Origin of the sequence: Mesorhizobium sp. M7A.F.Ca.ET.027.02.1.1, from assembly GCF_004022985.1 — a bacterium.
Taxonomy (GTDB): domain Bacteria; phylum Pseudomonadota; class Alphaproteobacteria; order Rhizobiales; family Rhizobiaceae; genus Mesorhizobium.
Genome location: NZ_RZOL01000859.1, coordinates 1 through 778, shown reverse-complemented (window position 1 = coordinate 778; position 778 = coordinate 1). Strand labels below are relative to the sequence as shown.

The 778-nt window shown below is 63.2% G+C and carries 1 pseudogene; it reads right to left on the bottom strand.

The features are described from left to right. Positions 1-700, bottom strand: a pseudogene (locus tag EN749_RS36650) (acyl-CoA dehydrogenase); the annotation flags it as partial. Between the last annotated feature and the right edge of the window lie 78 nt (positions 701-778).

Genomic DNA, 778 nt, shown 5'->3' with positions numbered 1-778 from the left:
GACGCAGCGGCGGTGCGGTCAGGATCGGGAAAACGAGATCGTCGGCGATGAAGACGTCCTCGGCCGCATAGTCGATGCTGCCGGTACCACCGAGGCCCAGAACGTCCCAATTGCCGAGCTGCTTGTGCTGAGAGATCGGGGCATGGGCGCACATGATGATCAAGTTGCCCTTCTCGTCCTTGGCGGGCTTGCCGGTGCCGTCGTCGACGAAGGCGGCACTGTGGCTGTAGGTGGCGTGGCTGAAGCCGCTGCCATAGCTCCACTTGCCATTCAGCCGGTAGCCGCCATCGACTTTCTTCAGCATACCGAGCGGCGCGCCCTGCCCCGAGAACCGGTTTTCGGTGCCCGGCGCGAACAACCGCTCGACCGCGCTGTCCGGCAGAAAGGCTGCCGACATCGCACCGATGCAGCAATGCACCATGGAAACCCAACCAGCCGCCCCAGAGTGCCAGGTGATCGCCGCCAGCAGTTCGAGACCCTGGGTGGGTCGCAGCTGCGCACCGCCGAGGCTCTCCGCGGCGAAGATATGCGACATGCGCAGCGGCTTCAGCAGCTCGAACGTGGCCGCAGTCAGTTCGCCATTCTCCTCATCGGCGGTGGTGTTGGCTTCCAGGGCCGGCCCGATCTCCGTGATCTTGCTGAGCAAGTCGCGATAGTCGGTGGTCGTCCCCCACGAGCCGTGCTTGATGGGTTTGTTCATTGTCTTCTCCTCCTTTTCAATGCGGTCAGCCGGCGAGGAAATCGCCGATCTTCCTGAGTGTTTCGGGTTTCTCCTGCA